This is a genomic window from Saccharopolyspora sp. NPDC045839 (assembly GCF_056431645.1).
Map to the genome: position 1 here is coordinate 161,284 of NZ_JBWKKH010000015.1, position 14,694 is coordinate 175,977.

The 14,694-nt window shown below is 68.9% G+C and carries 15 protein-coding genes; 7 read left to right on the plus strand and 8 right to left on the minus strand.

Annotated elements, in window-relative coordinates; genetic code table 11:
- Window positions 1-136 precede the first annotated feature (136 nt).
- Complete coding sequence (locus AC07EQ_RS22010; RefSeq protein ID WP_478389793.1) at window positions 137-1,108, minus strand: CU044_5270 family protein; 972 nt, start codon at window positions 1,106-1,108, stop codon at window positions 137-139.
- On the minus strand, window positions 1,105-1,740 hold the full coding sequence (locus AC07EQ_RS22015) for an RNA polymerase sigma factor (RefSeq protein ID WP_478389794.1): 636 nt from the start codon (window positions 1,738-1,740) through the stop codon (window positions 1,105-1,107). Before AC07EQ_RS22015 ends, AC07EQ_RS22010 begins: the two co-directional genes overlap by 4 nt.
- A gap of 251 nt (window positions 1,741-1,991) precedes the next feature.
- Between AC07EQ_RS22015 and AC07EQ_RS22020 the strand changes: the two genes are divergently transcribed.
- Window positions 1,992-3,620: an alpha/beta hydrolase gene (locus AC07EQ_RS22020; protein ID WP_478389795.1), complete on the plus strand. Its 1,629-nt coding sequence runs from the start codon at window positions 1,992-1,994 to the stop codon at window positions 3,618-3,620.
- Window positions 3,621-3,714: 94 nt separating this feature from the next.
- On the opposite strand, the gene AC07EQ_RS22025 is transcribed toward AC07EQ_RS22020, so the two are convergent.
- The 5 genes from AC07EQ_RS22025 to AC07EQ_RS22045 all read right to left on the minus strand — a co-directional run bounded on the left by AC07EQ_RS22025 (window position 3,715) and on the right by AC07EQ_RS22045 (window position 8,355).
- Window positions 3,715-3,879 (minus strand): hypothetical protein, encoded by a 165-nt coding sequence (locus AC07EQ_RS22025; RefSeq protein WP_165968264.1) that lies wholly within the window; start codon window positions 3,877-3,879, stop codon window positions 3,715-3,717.
- Between the two features lie 282 nt (window positions 3,880-4,161).
- Window positions 4,162-5,976 carry a phosphoenolpyruvate carboxykinase (GTP) gene (locus tag AC07EQ_RS22030; protein WP_478389796.1) on the minus strand — a complete coding sequence of 605 codons (1,815 nt, stop codon included), beginning with the start codon at window positions 5,974-5,976 and terminating at the stop codon, window positions 4,162-4,164.
- A 396-nt stretch (window positions 5,977-6,372) separates the two neighbouring features.
- Complete coding sequence (locus AC07EQ_RS22035) at window positions 6,373-7,143, minus strand: DUF6802 family protein (protein ID WP_478389797.1); 771 nt, start codon at window positions 7,141-7,143, stop codon at window positions 6,373-6,375.
- Between the two features lie 172 nt (window positions 7,144-7,315).
- Window positions 7,316-7,510: a DUF397 domain-containing protein gene (locus tag AC07EQ_RS22040; protein ID WP_478389798.1), complete on the minus strand. Its 195-nt coding sequence runs from the start codon at window positions 7,508-7,510 to the stop codon at window positions 7,316-7,318.
- Window positions 7,507-8,355 (minus strand): helix-turn-helix domain-containing protein, encoded by an 849-nt coding sequence (locus tag AC07EQ_RS22045; protein ID WP_478389799.1) that lies wholly within the window; start codon window positions 8,353-8,355, stop codon window positions 7,507-7,509. The genes AC07EQ_RS22040 and AC07EQ_RS22045 overlap by 4 nt, the downstream gene beginning before the upstream one ends.
- Window positions 8,356-8,468: 113 nt before the next feature.
- Between AC07EQ_RS22045 and AC07EQ_RS22050 the strand changes: the two genes are divergently transcribed.
- From AC07EQ_RS22050 to AC07EQ_RS22060, 3 genes are all read left to right on the plus strand, one after another.
- The gene (locus AC07EQ_RS22050; protein ID WP_478389800.1) at window positions 8,469-8,702 is read left to right on the plus strand and encodes a hypothetical protein; all 234 of its coding nucleotides are present in this window, start codon (window positions 8,469-8,471) and stop codon (window positions 8,700-8,702) included.
- Between the two features lie 94 nt (window positions 8,703-8,796).
- Window positions 8,797-9,015, plus strand: a complete 219-nt coding sequence (locus AC07EQ_RS22055; RefSeq protein WP_478389801.1) for a hypothetical protein — start codon at window positions 8,797-8,799, stop codon at window positions 9,013-9,015.
- 194 nt (window positions 9,016-9,209) lie between these two features.
- The gene (locus AC07EQ_RS22060) at window positions 9,210-9,452 is read left to right on the plus strand and encodes an NmrA family NAD(P)-binding protein (protein ID WP_478389802.1); all 243 of its coding nucleotides are present in this window, start codon (window positions 9,210-9,212) and stop codon (window positions 9,450-9,452) included.
- 60 nt (window positions 9,453-9,512) lie between these two features.
- Here AC07EQ_RS22060 and erm read toward each other — a convergent pair whose 3' ends face one another.
- The gene (gene erm, locus AC07EQ_RS22065; RefSeq protein ID WP_478389803.1) at window positions 9,513-10,250 is read right to left on the minus strand and encodes a 23S ribosomal RNA methyltransferase Erm; all 738 of its coding nucleotides are present in this window, start codon (window positions 10,248-10,250) and stop codon (window positions 9,513-9,515) included.
- 299 nt (window positions 10,251-10,549) lie between these two features.
- Between erm and AC07EQ_RS22070 the strand changes: the two genes are divergently transcribed.
- The 3 genes from AC07EQ_RS22070 (at window position 10,550) to AC07EQ_RS22080 (ending at window position 14,607) form a co-directional block, all read left to right on the plus strand.
- Window positions 10,550-11,500: a redoxin family protein gene (locus AC07EQ_RS22070; protein ID WP_478389804.1), complete on the plus strand. Its 951-nt coding sequence runs from the start codon at window positions 10,550-10,552 to the stop codon at window positions 11,498-11,500.
- A 45-nt stretch (window positions 11,501-11,545) separates the two neighbouring features.
- Window positions 11,546-12,376 (plus strand): M55 family metallopeptidase, encoded by an 831-nt coding sequence (locus AC07EQ_RS22075; protein ID WP_478389805.1) that lies wholly within the window; start codon window positions 11,546-11,548, stop codon window positions 12,374-12,376.
- A gap of 167 nt (window positions 12,377-12,543) precedes the next feature.
- Complete coding sequence (locus AC07EQ_RS22080) at window positions 12,544-14,607, plus strand: PhoX family protein (protein WP_478389806.1); 2,064 nt, start codon at window positions 12,544-12,546, stop codon at window positions 14,605-14,607.
- The last annotated feature ends 87 nt before the right edge of the window (window positions 14,608-14,694 follow it).

Here is a 14,694-nt window from a genome sequence, read left to right on the forward strand (position 1 = left end):
TCTTTTCTTCTCCCCCCCCCCCTCCCCCCTCCCCCCACCCCCGCCCCCCCGCCGTTCTCGTTCTCGTACAGAACCGTGTCTCTGTGGGGGGCTGTTCTCCCCTCCCCCCCCCCCCCCCCCCCGCCACCCGGCGCGCCTACCGCCCGCCCGGGACCTGGCCGGTCCCGTCGACCACGCCGCGCTCCAGCACGGCCTTCGTCTCCACGAGCGACCCGGCCGCGCCCAAGCTGCTGTCCTCGGCGAGCACGGTCCGCTTCCCCAGGTAATCCAGGGTCTGCGGGTCGAAGATCCACTGCTTGCGCATGCCGGCGTCCTCGTCGAGGTAGCTCACCACCAGGCCGGTGCGCCCCTCGGCGTCCCGCGCCTGGCCGCCCAGCTCCACGCCGGGGATCTTCGCCGCCGCCTGGTACACCGCCGCGGCCAGGTCCGGCGGCAGCAGGGCTTCCTGGATCAGGTCGCCGAGCTTGTCGAACGTCCGCCGGTCCTTGTTGCCGCCGCTGCCGGAGTTCTCGCGCGCCCAGGCCAGCAGCGCGTCGGGATCGGTCGGCAGCTTCTGGAGCTCTTCGTAGGTGGGCGTCTGATCAGCGTGCTTGATCAGCTCGAACATCGGCTCGGAGCCCTCGCGGATCGCGCCGACAGGAGTGCCCGGAGCGACCTGCCGCTGCGCGAACCAGATCTCCCGCTCCTGCACCGGTCCCAGCACGAACGGCCCGCCGGTGTCGCCGTCGGCGGTGGAGTCCGCGCCGACGCTCCTGATGTAGACGTACTGGTCGGGCCGGACCTGGGGCTCGGGCTTCGCGGCGGCCGCCGCCGAGATCCGGCCCAGTTGCTCGGCCGCTGCGGCCTGCCCGGCGTTCGGGCCGGACTGCAGCACGAACACGCCGGCGGTGATGGCGGCGATCGTCAGCGGAACGGCGGCCAGGGCCCACCGCCTGCTCCGCGCCGGGCGGGCGTGGGTCCGGGGCTGCTGGTGGATCTCCTGCATGAGGTTCTCCCTGAGGACGGTGAGCCGCTCGCCGGACAGCTCGGGCTCGGCCGGGGACGGCAGCAGGTGAGCGAGTTCGGCGCGGTCGACCTCTTCGCGCGACCCGCGTCGCATGGCCTTCATCGGTTCCTCCCTTGCGGCGAACGGGACGCCATCGGGCGTCCACCCCCTTCCTGTCCGGCTGCGGTCGCGGGTTCCGCCGCCACGCGCAGGTTCTGCATTTCGGCGTCGGCGAGCTTCTGCAGCCGCGCGCGGGCGCGCGACAGCCGGGAGCGCACCGTCCCGACCGGGACGCCGAGGGCTTCCGCGGCGGCCGCGTAGTCCAGGCCGGACCAGACGCACAACGTGAAGACCTCGCGTTCGCCGCGGCGGAGCTTGGCCAGCGCGCGGTGCGCGGCCGCGACGCGTTCGGCGTCGTCCATCCGGCCCGCCACGTCGTCGGCGAAGTCCGGGACGGCGTCCTGCGGCCGGGTCCGGGCCAGCGCGGCCTGGTGCCGCCGCGCCGCGCGGGAGACGTTGCGCTGGACGTTGGTGGCGATGCCGAGCAGCCACGGCAGCAGCGATTCGCCGTCGGCGTGCACCCGGTCCCGGATCCGCCAGGCCTCCAGGAACGTCAGCTGGGTGATGTCCTCGGCGGTGGCGTGGTCGGTGAGCCGGGCGGCGTGGCGGAAGACGGCTCGGGCGTGTTCGTCGAATAGCCGCGCGAATGCGGCCGGATCCCCGGCCCGCACCCGGCTGCGCAATGTCTCTCCCACGTCCAGTCCTGTCCGCGGCGAACCCCGAGTTCCAGGTGACCTGGATCACCTTTCGAAGTCGGGGTGCGATTTCCCGAGAAGTCGACGTTCATCGGGGTGAACGTACATTTCTCGAGAAATTGCGTTCCTGCGGCCGGACGCTCCTGACATTTGTCACGGATAGTTTCGACAAGCGGCAGTACCTCGCTCTTGTGTTCACCTGATCGAATGATCTTGCAGCTTTGAGTGAACGCAACGTGAGAGGGGACTCGATGCGAAAATCCTTGCGCGCGTTAGGGGTTACCGCAGCCCTGGGGGTGCTGCTGGTCGCCGCCCAGCCCGCCCTCGCCCAGCAGGCGCCACCCCCGCCGCCGTTCGAGGTGCCGGCGAAATTCGCGGAACAGCGGATCCAGTGGGCACCGTGCTTCCCGTCCGAACTCCCGCCGGGCCTGCCGCCGGGATCCGAGCGCATCCAGTGCGGCGCCATGACCGCGCCGATGGACTGGCACAACCCGGACAACGGCAAGGAAATCAGCATCGCGGTCACCAGGCTGTCGCCCGCCGACGGCCCCAGCGACCGCGCGCTGTTCACCAACCCAGGCGGCCCCGGCGGCGCGGGTCTCGAGATGCCGTTGGCGATGCTCAACATGGGCATCCCCGAGGTGATGAACGCCTTCGACGTCTACGGCATCGACGTGCGCGGCACCGGCAATAGCAGCACCGTCTCATGTGGACCGCAGGATGCGGTGCCCGGGATGGACGTCAAGGACCGCAGCCCGGAGAGCATCGAGCGGCTGATGGACATGACCCGGCAGCTGGCCGCCGACTGCCAGGAGCACAGCGGCGAGCTCGGCCGCTACGTCACCACCGAGCAGACGGTGGCCGACTTCGACCTGCTCCGCCAGGTCGAGCAGCGCGAGAAGATCAACTGGTACGGCGTCTCGGGCGGCACCTGGCTCGGCGCCTACCTGGCCACCTACTTCCCGCAGTCGGTGGACAAGGTGGTGCTCGATTCGAACGCCGAGTTCACCGGCAGCTGGCAGGACGTCTTCGGCTGGCAGCCGATGGCCTTCGAGCGCCGCTGGCGCGAGGACGTGCTGCCCTGGCTGGCCGCGCACGACGCGACCTACCACCTGGGCACCGATCCGCAGCAGGTTCAGGCCACTGTGGACGAATTGCGCGCGGCGCTGAAGGCGAATCCGCTGCCGTCGCCGGACGGCCCGCCGGTCGACCACAACGCGCTCGACAACCTGGTGGCGCAGAGCATGTACTCGAAGTTCGCGTTCCCGCAGCTGGGCGGCACGCTCGCGGCGCTGCGGGACGGCGCGGGCGAGGCCGCCCCGGTGCTCGCGCAGGCGCGGGCCCGCACCATGCCGATGCAGGCCGATCCGAACGACAGCATGGCGGCGACGTTGTACTCGATCCGCTGCAACGACACGCGGTTCCGGGGCTCCCCCGAGTCGGTGGTGGCGCGGTCCGGTGTCGAGGGGCGGCTGTTCCCGACCACGGGCTACTACTCGATCGTGCAGCCGTGCGTGTTCTGGGAGCGTCCGGACGTGAACCTGCCGAAGATCACGGGCAAGGGCCTGCCGCCGGTGCTGATGCTCCAGTCGGAGAACGACCCGGCGACCGCGTGGGAAGGCGCGGAGGTCGCGCACCGGAAGTTCCAGGGCTCGCGGATGATCACCGTCCGCGGCGAAGGCGACCACGGGGTCTTCGGCATCGGCAACACCTGCGTGGACGACGCGACCACGGCGTACCTGCTCGACGGCGCGGTGCCCGGGCGCGACCTGACCTGTCAGGGCACGCAGGCGCCGGAGCCGGCGGGGACGCGCAGCCTCGAGTCCGGCGGCCGGAGCCTGCTGGACGAGCTGGATCGGCTGTCGGGCCTGCTCGGCTGATCTCGGAAAAGGCCTTGGCGTCGCGCAAAAAGCTCGCGGGCGGGGAGTGGATTCGATCCGCTCGCCGCCCGCGGGCCGTTGAGATGCCTTGCGCTCATCGCAGTTGTGGCCTCCTCCGGATCGGAATGGTGTCCCGGTGCAGCCGGTCGATCTCACCGGCCTCCGACTGCTCGTCGACTTCGGCGTCCTCCCTGCGCAGCGAAACGAACACCGCAGCGACCGCGATCAGGGACAACGCCAACATGGCCAGATCAGCCATGACACACCCCCTCGTATCGGCGCGCCGTTTTCGGCGGTAATCACTGGGACGCACACAGTGTCCGCCGGGTTGCTGATCGTTTGGAATCCCCGGATCTGCTCCCCCCGTCTGCGTAGATCCACCCGTCGGCGAAAACGAAAACGGCGTTTCCCCGAAAGAGCTTCAGCTCTCTTGGGGAAACGCCGCACGAATGCGCACACTGCGCCGGAGTTCCGCGCCGGACGGGTGGACGCGAAGCTTCCCACGTCGCTTCGCAGATCCACCCGTCCGGGGGTCGCTCGGTCAGTGACCGAGACGCTGTTTCAGGGCCTCCAGCTCGTCGCGCATCGAGCTCGGCAGCGAGTCGCCGACGGTGTCGAACCACTCCTCGATGAGCGGCAGCTCCGCCTTCCACTCCTCGACGTCGACCTTCAGCGCCTCGTCGACGTCGGACGTCGGCGTGTCCAGCCCGGTCAGGTCGAGCTCCTCGGCCGACGGCACCCGGCCGATCGCGGTGTCGGCGGCGGCGGCGTTGCCCTCCAGCCGGTCCACGATCCACTTGAGCACGCGCGAGTTCTCGCCGAACCCGGGCCACAGGAAGCGCTTGTCGTCACCGCGGCGGAACCAGTTCACGTAGAAGATCCGCGGCAGCTTGGTGGCGTCGGCGGACTTGCCGACGTTCACCCAGTGCTGGAAGTAGTCGCCGACGTTGTAGCCGATGAACGGCAGCATCGCCATCGGGTCGCGCCGCACGTCGCCGACCTTGCCGGCCGCCGCGGCGGTCTTCTCCGAGGACAGGGTGGCGCCCATGAACACGCCGTGCTGCCAGTCGAACGCCTCGTTCACCAGCGGGATCGTGGTCTTGCGGCGCCCGCCGAAGAGGATCGCCGAGATCGGCACGCCGTTCGGGTCGTCCCACTCCGGCGCCAGGATCGGGCACTGCGACATCGGCGTGCAGTACCGCGAGTTCGGGTGCGCGGCGTTCTCCCCGTTGTCCGGGGTCCAGTCGCGGCCCTTCCAGTCGGTGAGGTGCTGCGGGTCGCCCTCGTGGTCCTCCCACCAGACGTCGCCGTCGTCGGTGAGGGCCACGTTGGTGAACAGCGAGTTGCCCTGCTCGATGGTGCGCATCGCGTTCGGGTTGGTCTTCCAGTTGGTGCCCGGCGCGACGCCGAAGAAGCCGGCCTCCGGGTTCACCGCGTAGAGGCGGCCGTCCTCGCCGAAGCGCATCCACGCGATGTCGTCACCGAGGGTCTCGACCCGCCAGCCCGGGATGGTGGGCTGCAGCATCGCCAGGTTGGTCTTGCCGCAGGCCGACGGGAACGCGGCCGCGACGTAGTAGACCTTCTCCTCCGGCGAGATCAGCTTCAGGATCAGCATGTGCTCGGCCAGCCAGCCCTCGTCGCGGGCCATCGCCGAGGCGATGCGCAGCGAGTAGCACTTCTTGCCCAGCAGCGCGTTTCCGCCGTAGCCGGAGCCGAAGCTCCAGATCATCCGCTCTTCGGGGAAGTGGGTGATGTACTTGGTGTCGTTGCACGGCCACGGAACGTCCTGCTGCCCCGGCTCCAGCGGCGCGCCCACGGAGTGCAGCGCGGGTACGAAGTCGCCGTCCTCGCCGAGCCGCTCCAGGACCTTCGCGCCCATCCGGGTCATGATCTGCATCGACACCACGACGTACTCGGAGTCGGTGATCTCCACGCCCAGCTTCGGCGGCTCGGCGTCCAGCGGGCCCATGCAGAACGGGATCACGTACATGGTGCGACCACGCATGCAGCCCCGGTAGAGCTCCGTCATGGTCGCCTTCATCTGGTTGGGGTCCATCCAGTTGTTGGTGACCCCGGCGTCCTTCTCGTCGACCGAACAGATGTAGGTGCGCTCTTCGACGCGCGCCACGTCCGAGGGGTCCGAAGCCGCGTAGAACGAGTTCGGCTTGTTCGCCAGGCGGGTGAAGGTGCCCGCCTCGACGAGGCGGTCGGTCATCCGCTGCCATTCCTGCTGCGAACCGTCGCACCACACCACCTGGTCGGGTGTGGTCAGCTCGGCGACCTCACGCACCCACGACAACAGGCGCTCGTGCGTGGTCGGTGCCTGGTCGAGACCTGGGATGGTCAATGCGGTCATCGCTCCGCGTCTCCTGACTGGGCGCCACAGCCCGGATTCGCCGACGGGGTCTCCCGTCGGCCTTTACAGGGAAAGCTTCGCCCGCCCCGAAGACCGGGCGAAGTGAAAAAGGGATGCACCGAGGCTAACGGCGGATCGGGCGCGCAATGGAGATCAGCCATGTTCGTTCTCTCACAAGAACGATAAGGGAATCGATTCAGAAGCGATCTGAGTAGTGGTCTGGACGAAAATCTCGCCGTGCCGGGATCGCTTGGATCCAGAATTTCCGGCGAACCGGACGTGTTCGCGAACACCGGGTTACGCGCAGGCATCGACCGAATGGCGGTTGCTCCCCGCCGCGGACGTGAAAAACCCCGCCCGATGCGCATCGGGCGGGGTGGGAATCGAGTCGAGAGGTCAGCCCCAGACCTCGTCGGAGTCGGCCTTGCCGCCCGCTCCGCCGTGCTGTCCGCCGCCCGTGCCGCCTGCACCACCGCCGGCGCCGCCGCCCGCTCCGCCGCTGTGCGTGTCGACGTTGGCCGCGTGCGGCTGGGCCGCGTCATCGAAGGTCCAGGCCGCATCGTCGGTCGCGCCGGTCGCCTGGTTCGGGGCGTAGTGGCCGTCGTCGGTCATCTTGCCCTGCTCGACCACGGTCCACTGGCCGTCGCCGGTGTGGTGCGAGATCGTCACGTCGCCGGTCTGGCTGATCTCCACGACCTGGTCGGCGGACCCGTCGCCGTCGACGTCGGTGACCAGCATGGTGCCGCCGGCCTCGGTCTCCACGACCGCGGTGTCGGCGATGCCGTCCTGGTTGGTGTCCTCGGTGGCCGGGCCGACCTGCATGTCGCCCTGCGGCGTGTCGATGACCATCGCCCGGCCGTGCTGCTGGTCCTCCGGGTCGGCGCCGCCCGGGTGCTGCTGGGGCGCCTCGCCGGCCCACCCGCCGGTCTCCGCGTCGAAGCGGGCCTGCTCGACGACCATGCCATCGCCGTTGATCGACTGCATGACGTCGGCCTGGCCGTCGCCGTTCTCGTCGATGTACGCGACGTAGCCGTCGTCGGTCATCACGGCGACTGTCTCGTCGATGCCATCGCCGTCGAGGTCGTAGTTGGCCTCGGCGGTGTACTCCTCGCCCTCGACGGTGACCTTGATGTCACCGTCTCCCGCGCCGGTCTCCTCGATGTACACGTCCGCAACCTCTCAGCCGCCGATCAACTGCAAAGCCTATGACGCAGGGTAGAGGGCGTGGGTTCCGTAGATGAAGGACCTGGTCTTCCCGAGCCCGGATCGCGACGCTCGGTGCCCGGCCCGCAGCGCACCGAGGCGGGCTCCGGGTCAAAGGTGTCCCTCGCCACCCCCGCTATCGGTCGAAGGTGCCGCCCTTGACCGCGCCGATGAACCGGTGCCAACTGCGCACCGGCACGGCTAAGTGCCCACCGTCAGGATCCTTCGTGTCCCGAACCCCGACGGCATCGACACTGCGGCCGACTTCGACGCACGTACCTTGCCCTTGCGAGCGCGTGGACTTCCGCCAGTTGGTGAATTGCTGGCTCATATTGCTCCTATGCGCTGGTAGATCAGCTCCAGCGACGCTGCCGGATCGGCAGCGTGCGCTCGTAGATGATCCATCATCAACGCATAGTCGGATACGGCTTCAAGGTCTTCGACGTACACGCCGCCGTGCTGGCTCTCCAGGTAGACGACGTCAGCGTCGTCGGCATCGACGTAGCGGAGAATGGTCACCTGGCCGCCGGTTGCGGGCTGCGCGCCTGCTTCCAGCGGCATGACCTGGAAAGTGATGTTCGGCGATTCAGCCACTTTCACCAGGTGTTCAAGCTGTTCCTTCAGGACGTCTGGGCCGCCTACCTTCTTGTACAGGGCTGCTTCGCCCGCGATCGCCCAGAGCTTGAGCGGCTTCTGGCCCCCGAGACGTTGCTGCCGTTGAAGCCGCAGCTCAACGCGCCGATCGACTTCCTCGGGTGAGGATCTCAACAGCGTTGCCTTGGTGAGGGCTCGTGCATATGCCTGGGTTTGGAGCAAACCGGGGATGACGTCGGGTTCGTAAGTGTTGACCTCGCTCGCTTCTGCCTCCAAGCCGAGGTAACGCTCGTGCCATTCGGGAAGAACGTCCACATAGGTCTCCCACCAGCCTTTGCGGCGCGCATCCCTCGCCAAGCCGGTCAGCCGGTCACGCTCATTGCGGGAGATGCCGTAAAGCTCGGCGAGTGCGATGACATCACCGTGAGCTGGTGTTCTTTTCCCTGCTTCCCAACGAGAAACGAGCGATTGGGCTCGCCCGACGAAGTCGGCGACTTGTTGAGTGGTGAGACCGGCGGCCGAGCGCAGGCCGCGTAGATCTTGCGCGAGACGTCGTCGCCGAACCACGGGTGAGGGCTCCATGGCCGTCAGTCTTACGGGTGGAAGCACCCGCATTCCAGCCGCTTCACACTATCGAGATCTATCCCCTGGGGATTATCCCGGACGATCATATCCCCAAGGAATAGGAGGCGGGGATGTTCGAAAGTGCTGGTGTGGACTGGTTTTGGCGCCCAGTGGGCGTCGGTCGTCATGCGTTCGGCGTGGCCGCGAAGCGGGCCGGGCCGCATGCGGCGGTGACTTCCTTCTGCGGCGTGGAGGTCGAAGCGTGGCAAGTGCAGCGACTGCCGCGAGAGCTGGAGTGGATCGACGAGGCGACCTGCATGGACTGCTGGCGGCGCATCAGCGCCCGGTGGGCCACAGGCCCGTGAGCACTTTTTGCTGCTATGGCGACTCTATGGCGACACAAAGTACACACGGGCTCTGGCCAGCGGAAACGTCAACTTCAACGGTAGGGAGACATCGATGTTCTGGCTTCAGGTGAGCACTTTGGTGCTGGTGAACGTGCTGATCGCGAGCATGTTGCTGGTCCGCGCTCCGCGCGCGCAGCACGCCGGTGCGGGCGATGGCGCGTTGAACGTGTGGCAGTTGATCGAAGAGATCGAGGCCGAGCGACAACGGGAAGTGGAGTCCACCGGTCGGCATTGCTTGAACACCGAAACCCTGGCGCGGCTGCGCATCTGACCCACACGACCTGGTCCGGCGAAACTCCCTCCCCTCGCCGGGCCGCATGGTGGCCGGGCGCTTTCGCCCCCGACCCGGCGCCCGGCCACCCCTTGGCGATCACATGTTGTGGACTGCGTCACACCGAATTGAGCTCGAGTCAAGTCGAAGTTCGAGAGTTGAGGTGATCTCGGGGCCACGACAGAGGAGTTCTCATGACCGACGGCCGGACCGCTCTCGTCACCGGTGCCACCGGAAACCAGGGCGGCGCGACCGCCCGCCACCTGCTGGCACGCGGCTGGAGGGTGCGCGCGCTGGTGCGCGATCCGCCAGTCCTGACCCAACGCGCCCGAGCGACGAGCGTTGAAGTGAACGGCCTGTTCACCTCGTCTATTGAGACGAAGGGGCCGTTCACTCCAACACCGGTCGTGTGCGTGGGTGTCGGGTGGATGGAGTGAACGGCCTGTTCGCCTCGTTTATCGGGACGAACGGTCCGTTCACTCCGAACCGGGCTGCGGTCAGGCGGTTTCGGTGTAGAGGCGGGCCCAGCCTTCGGCCGTGAGATCCCGGGGCAGCGCGGGCAGGTCGCGGACCCGGCATCCCGTGACGTTGCGGACGATCTCGCCCAGGCCCCGCCCGCGGCCGGTGAACACCGCCTCCACGAACCGCTGGTAGCGCCCGAGTTCGCCGAAGGGCACCAGCGGCCCCGCGCGGCGAAGGATCCTCAGCACGCCGCCGTCGACCGCCGGCACCGGCCGGAACGAACGCGCGGAAACCTTGCCGCAGAGCCGGAATTCGTACCAGGGCGACCACTGCGCGGTCAGCTGGTTGCCGCCCGCGGCGCGCTTGCGGGCGACGTCCCACTGCACCAGCAGCACCGCCTCCGACCAGCACCGCGCGCCCAGCAGCCGTCGCGTCACCGCGGTCGTGATGCCGAACGGGAGGTTGCCGACCACCACGTGCGGCGCGTCGGGGAAGCGGAATTCGAGCATGTCGCCCGTGATGACGTGCACCCGAGGCCACTTGCCGCGGAGCTCGTCGGCCCAGTGCGGGTCGAGCTCCACGGCCGTGATCGGCCGTCCGGTGCGGGCCAGTTCGCGGGTGAGGGCCCCGCGTCCCGGGCCGAGCTCCACCACGGGAACCGGCGACGGATCGAGCAGATCGGCCATGCGGCGGGCGATGCCGCGGTCGATCAAGAAGTTCTGGCCGAGTTCGCGGCGCGCACGATCGCGCGCCGAATTCCGGCGGGAAGACATATTGGCTGCTCCTGCGTTCGCGGACCGGTTGGAACCGGGCCCTCGCGAGCGCAGGTCAGCGTGGAATCACCGCACGACGAACCGCGCGTCGGGAAACGAGAGCCCGGACGCGGACGGCGGCGCGAAAAGAGATCCGGCGCCGCCTAAGCGGAACGCAGCCGGATGAAGAAAGCACAAGCAGCAGGACAAGCCATGCGGGAGAACGTAGCAACGCACGTGCCGCCGGCGACACCGAATTTTCCCGCTCGGGTTGACCTTGCCCCCAGGGGCGGGGTTTAGCGTTCGTCGAGGTGACAGGAATGCGGATCAGCGATCTGGCCCGGCGGGCAGGTGTGACGACCAAAGCGGTGCGCTACTACGAATCGCTGGGGTTGATCGCATCCGAACGGCTGCCCAACGGCTACCGGGACTACGACGAGACCGACGTACGACTCGTTCGGGAGGTGAAGGCCCTCAGCAATCTGGGCATCCCCGTGGAGCGCACCCGGCCGTTCCTCGACTGCCTCGCGGCCGGGCGGCAGCACGCGGACGACTGCCCGGCCTCGCTCGCCGGGTACCGGGAGGCGATCGACGAGCTCACCGAGCGGATCGAGGCGCTCACCTCCCGTCGCGCGGTGCTGATCGCGCACCTGCAAGAAGCCGCCCACCGCAACAGCTGCGCGACCAGCGGAGAGGACCCGATGAACGACTACCTGAACCTGCCCGCAGACCTGCCCGTGCCCGAGGACGACGGCGCGGCGGACCATCTGCCCGGGATGCGGATGCCGCACCTGGAACTCCCGAGCACAGCAGGCGAGACGGTCCGCGTCGACGCGCTCGGTCCGGGCCGCGCGGTGCTCTACATCTACCCGCTCACCGGTCGTCCCGGCACCGACCTCCCGGCAGGCTGGGACTCGATCCCCGGGGCGCGTGGCTGCACCCCCGAGGCGTGCAGCTTCCGCGACCACCACGAGGACCTGCACAACGCCGGCGCGACCCGCGTGTTCGGCCTGTCCAGCCAGTCCACCGACTACCAGCGCGAGGTCGTCGAGCGGCTCCACCTGCCGTTCCAGATGCTCTCCGACCCCGCGCTGAGTCTGGCCGACGAGCTCGGCCTGCCCACGTTCGAGGCCGGCGGGATGACGCTCTACAAGCGGCTGACGATGATCATCCGCGACGGCGTGATCGAGCACGTCCACTACCCGATCTTCCCGCCCAACGAGCACGCCGAGCACGTCCTGACCTGGCTGCGGGGCAATCCTCTTCGCTGAGCACCCGGTCGCGTGAAACGATGCGGTGATCTTCGGAGGTGGCGGATGCGGATCTACCTGAGCGTCGACATGGAAGGCGTCACCGGCCTCGTCGACGCCCAAGACGTCCAGCCCGCCGGGCGGGACTACGAGCACGGTCGGCAGATGATGGCCGAGGACGTCAACGCGGCGATCCGGGGCGCGATCGCCGCGGGGGCAACCGAGATCACCGTCAACGACGCGCACGGACCGATGCGGAACCTGCGCTCCGACATGCTGCACCCGTCGGCCCGGCTGATCCGCGGCAAACCCAAGAGCATGGGCATGCTCGAAGGGCTCGACGACACCTTCGACGCCGCGCTCTGCATCGGCTACCACTCGCGAGCGGGCACGTCGGGCGTGCTGAGCCACAGCTTCATGGGCCACGAGATCGAGGACATGTGGCTCGACGACCGCCCCACCGGCGAGATCGGCCTCACCCACGCCACCGCCGCCGCGCTCGGTGTCCCGGTGGTGCTGCTCTCCGGCGACGACACCGCGTGCGCGGAGATGGCCGAATGGGATTCCGGCGTGCGGACCGCGGCGGTGAAGTACGCGCGCGGTCGCTTCGCCGCCGAACTGCTGCCGGTCGCCGAGGCTCGCGATGCCATCGAAACCGCGACCACCGCCGCCCTGACCGGCGAGCTCCCGGCACCGCAGCCCGCGCCGGAAACCACGACGCTCGCGGTGCGCTGGCAGTCGGCTTCGGTGGCCGACACGCTGCTGAACCTCCCCGGCGTCACCCGCCGCGACGACCGCACCGTCGCGATCAGCGGCCCCGTTCCGGAGGTCTACCGGCAGTTCCGGGTGTGGCTGAACGTGGCCGCTTCGCTCACCGACCAGCGGCCCTACTGCTGATGATCCGTGTCCGTCCGGATACGGTGCGTTGGGCCTTTTCGGTTGCCCCGGCACCGTTTTGATAACTCTGCGTCGCTTGTTCAGGCCTTGTTCACCTTCGCGTCCAGGAACCATCGCCTGATCGACCTAACTTCCAGATGTTCCCCGACGAGCACCTGGAGGTCCGCTTGCCTTCCCGACCGGACAGCGGGCGGGTAATCCCGCTCCCCCTGCTTTCCCACCACTCCGCGAACCGCGCCTCGGTCACCTGCAAGTACCGCTGCGGCAACGCGTGCGCGCACGAGGCCCCGAACACCTCGGCCAACGCCTACTTCGGCGACATCGTCGAGAGCGTGCTCAGCCGCCGGTCCGCGTTGAAGGCAAGCGGCGTGATCGCGCTGGCCGTCGGCGGCGCAGCGGCTCTCACCGGAACCGCGACCGCCTCCCCGGCGTCGCCGGCCCGCCCCGGCCGCGGGAACGTCCCGGGCACCGATTTCGCCCCGGTCGCCCCGAACACCGAAGACCTCGTGGTCACCGCCGAGGGCTACGACCAGGGCATCGTGATCCGCTGGGGCGACCCGGTGGTGGCGGGCGCGCCCGAGTTCGACTTCGGCAACCAGACCGCGGCGGCGCAGGAAAAGCAGTTCGGCTACAACAACGACTTCGCCGAACTGGTCCCGCTGGACGGCAGCGGCAAGCGGAACCTGCTGGTGGTCAACCACGAGTACACCACCGAAACGCACATGTTCGCCGGCTACGACGAGAACAACCCGACCGAGGAGCAGGTGCGCATCGCCTGGGCCGCGCACGGCCTTTCGGTGGTGTACGTGGAGCGGGAGCGGCGCGGCGGGCTCAAGCCGAAGCCGAGCCGGTACAACCGGCGCATCACCCTGAACACGCCGTTCGAGCTGCGCGGCCCGGCCGCGGGCAGCGACCACCTCAAGACGTCGGCCGACCCGACCGGCACCAAGGTCTTCGGCACGCAGAACAACTGCGCGGGCAGCCTGACGCCGTGGGGCACGATCCTCTCCGGCGAGGAGAACTTCAACCAGTACTTCGCCAACGCCGACTCGGTCACCGACCCGGCGACCAAGGCGCGCTACGCCCGCTACGGCATCAAGGGCACCGCGAGCACCCGCAAGTGGGAGAAGTTCGACAAGCGCTGGGACCTCGCGCAGGAGCCCAACGAGGCCAACCGCTTCGGCTGGATCGTCGAGATCGACCCGCACGACCCGGACTCCACGCCGGTCAAGCACACCGCGCTCGGCCGGTTCAAGCACGAGGGCGCGGCGGTCAAGATCGCCGACGACGGCCGGGTGGTCGCCTACTCCGGCGACGACGAGCGCTTCGACTACATCTACAAGTTCGTGTCGAACGGCAAGGTGAAGCGGGGCAACAGCGCCCACGCCCGCCGGCACAACATGACGCTGCTCGACGACGGCACCCTGTACGTCGCGCGGTTCGCCGGCAACAGCCCGGCGAGCGAGATCGACGGCACCGGCAAGCTGCCGTCGGACGGCGCCTTCGACGGCACCGGCGAGTGGATTCCGCTGGCCAGCGGCAAGAAGTCGTTCGTGCCCGGCTTCACCGCCGAAGAGGTCTACATCTTCACCCGGCTCGCCGCCGACAAGGTCGGCGCGACGAAGATGGACCGGCCGGAGGACATCCAGCCGAACCCGGTCAACGGCCGCATCTACTGCGCGCTGACCAACAACTCCAACCGCGGCTCGACCGGCAACGCGGCGCCGGACGAGGCCAACCCGCGGGTCGGCAACAAGCACGGCCACGTGCTGGAGGTCGACGACGACGCGACGGGCACCAAGTTCCGCTGGGACCTGCTGCTGGTGTGCGGCGACCCGAACGACGCGGGCACCTACTTCGGCGGGTTCGACAAGTCGCAGGTCAGCCCGATCTCGTGCCCGGACAACGTGGCGTTCGACCGGCACGGCAACCTGTGGATCTCCACCGACGGCAACGCGCTGAAGAGCAACGACGGCCTGTTCGCCGTGCCGGTCGACGGCCCGGAGCGCGGTCGGGTCAAGCAGTTCCTGACGGTGCCGCACGGCGCGGAGACCTGCGGCCCGGTGGTCCGGGACACCGTGGTGACCGTGTGCGTGCAGCACCCGGGCGAGCTCGACGGGGCGAGCGCGGACAAGCCGGCGTCGCACTGGCCGGACGGCGGCGACTCGCAGCCGCGTCCGTCGGTCGTGGCGGTCTGGCGCAAGGACGGCGGTGAGATCGGCCGACGCTGATCCACCTTGCGAGCGCGGGGGTCTCCGGCAGGTCCGGAGGCCCTCGTTGCGTTGTGCGGGATTTCGCCCGGTTGCAGGGTCATCAGT

Excerpts from the sequence above, each read along its gene's own strand:
- AC07EQ_RS22040 (WP_478389798.1), bottom strand. The coding sequence starts at position 7,510 with ATGAGCCAGCAATTCACCAACTGGCGGAAGTCCACGCGCTCGCAAGGG.
- AC07EQ_RS22055 (WP_478389801.1), top strand. The coding sequence starts at position 8,797 with ATGTTCTGGCTTCAGGTGAGCACTTTGGTGCTGGTGAACGTGCTGATC.
- AC07EQ_RS22070 (WP_478389804.1), top strand. The coding sequence starts at position 10,550 with ATGCGGATCAGCGATCTGGCCCGGCGGGCAGGTGTGACGACCAAAGCG.
- AC07EQ_RS22010 (WP_478389793.1), bottom strand. The coding sequence starts at position 1,108 with ATGAAGGCCATGCGACGCGGGTCGCGCGAAGAGGTCGACCGCGCCGAA.
- AC07EQ_RS22020 (WP_478389795.1), top strand. The coding sequence starts at position 1,992 with ATGCGAAAATCCTTGCGCGCGTTAGGGGTTACCGCAGCCCTGGGGGTG.
- AC07EQ_RS22075 (WP_478389805.1), top strand. The coding sequence starts at position 11,546 with ATGCGGATCTACCTGAGCGTCGACATGGAAGGCGTCACCGGCCTCGTC.
- erm (WP_478389803.1), bottom strand. The coding sequence starts at position 10,250 with ATGTCTTCCCGCCGGAATTCGGCGCGCGATCGTGCGCGCCGCGAACTC.
- AC07EQ_RS22045 (WP_478389799.1), bottom strand. The coding sequence starts at position 8,355 with ATGGAGCCCTCACCCGTGGTTCGGCGACGACGTCTCGCGCAAGATCTA.
- AC07EQ_RS22025 (WP_165968264.1), bottom strand. The coding sequence starts at position 3,879 with ATGGCTGATCTGGCCATGTTGGCGTTGTCCCTGATCGCGGTCGCTGCG.
- AC07EQ_RS22030 (WP_478389796.1), bottom strand. The coding sequence starts at position 5,976 with ATGACCGCATTGACCATCCCAGGTCTCGACCAGGCACCGACCACGCAC.
- AC07EQ_RS22060 (WP_478389802.1), top strand. The coding sequence starts at position 9,210 with ATGACCGACGGCCGGACCGCTCTCGTCACCGGTGCCACCGGAAACCAG.
- AC07EQ_RS22050 (WP_478389800.1), top strand. The coding sequence starts at position 8,469 with ATGTTCGAAAGTGCTGGTGTGGACTGGTTTTGGCGCCCAGTGGGCGTC.